Here is a 1,514-nt window from a genome sequence, read left to right as displayed (position 1 = left end):
TTTTTCGATTCTGATATTTTCTTTCTTAAAATACTTGAATATCAAAATAGGAGAGAGGATTTTAAAAATCAACGGCTTAACTTAGCTGTAACGGTCTAGCATATACTTAGTGCGACCTTAATTAGCTTTTATTTTGTTTTCAATTTACAGACTTTTATAAAAATACTCAAACTTATTTTTTCATCACCGAACCCAAGCATTAAGTATATGCATTGTTGCACGCAGTTTTTTTCTTTTCGATTTAGCTATTAGTTTTATTCTTATTCAAACCTTAAAAATCCTCAAAAAAATTTCGAATTTTTTCGCCAGAGTGAGCTTCGATCAGGTCCTGTTTCTCAAGCCGAAGTTTGTCTAAAATCAAATTCCGTTTGGCTGTTTATTGGTCATTTCTCCGTTGTGATTATTGCTTCACTAATTTCGGGAAGCTTGTCTTAAATCTAAAGTAAAAATTCCATTGGCTGGCTTTGAATTGATTTCTCCGTAGCGATTCTTAATTCCGACATTTTGACAAACTCGTCATTATTCCAAAGTTCAAAAACCGTTGAGAAGCTTTAAGTTAATATTTTTTGAGTTCTGATTTTCCGTTTTTAAATTAAGAATTATAAATTCAAAAATAGAGTAGAGGATTTTTGAAAAATAGTTTGGCTTAAATTGCGTGCAACGGTCTAGCATATACTTTAGTGCGACCTTAATTAGCTTTTATTTTGTTTTCAATTTACTGACTTTTATAAAAATACTCAAACTTATTTTTTCATCACTGACCCGAGCATTAAGTATATGCATTGTTGCACGCAGTTTTTTTTCTTTTCGATTTAGCTATTAGTTTTATTCGTATTCAAACCTTTAAAATCCTCTAAAAAATTTCGATTTTTTTCGCCAGAGTGAGATTCGATCAGCTTCTGTTTCTTAAGCCAGAATTTCGTCTAAATTCAAATTCCGTTTGGCTGCTCATAGGTCATTTCTCCGTTGTGATTTTTATTTCACTAATTTCGGCAAACTTGTCTTAAATCTAAAGAGAAAATCCATTGGCTAGCTCTGAATTCATTTCTCCGCAGTGAATTTTATTTCCTATATTTTGGCAAGCTCTTAATTATTCCAAAGTTCAAAAACCGATGATAAGCTTTAAATTCATATTTTTTGAGTTCTGATTTTTCGTTTTAAATTAAGAATTATATTTTCAAAATAGAGTAGAGGATTTTTATTGAAAAACTTGGCTTAAATTGCGTGCAACGGTTTTGTGTATGATTAGTGGCGTGTTTAAGCACCTAATTTAGCAAATAAAAACCGAATAGAAAATCCGCGAGGATTTTCGTAAGTAGGCGAGAACCAGCCATTAATTATACACGTTGTTGTAAGTAGTGCTTTTTTAGTTCACTTACTTAATTTCAAAATCCGAAATGCTCCTTGAATTACCAATGCAAAAACAATTGTTCCGATAATCAAATCAGGTTTATTAGAACTCAAATAATGCACTAAAATTCCTGCAATAATTACTCCCAAATTGATAATCACGT

At 31.0% G+C, this 1,514-nt stretch carries 1 pseudogene; it reads right to left on the bottom strand.

The window, feature by feature from the left end:
- Nucleotides 1-1,371: 1,371 nt before the first annotated feature.
- Nucleotides 1,372-1,514 (bottom strand): annotated as a pseudogene (locus BLV84_RS12640) (cation transporter); the annotation flags it as partial.

This window comes from Psychroflexus halocasei (genome assembly GCF_900107595.1).
Classification (GTDB): domain Bacteria; phylum Bacteroidota; class Bacteroidia; order Flavobacteriales; family Flavobacteriaceae; genus Psychroflexus; species Psychroflexus halocasei.
This window is presented reverse-complemented; position numbering and strand designations above follow the sequence as displayed.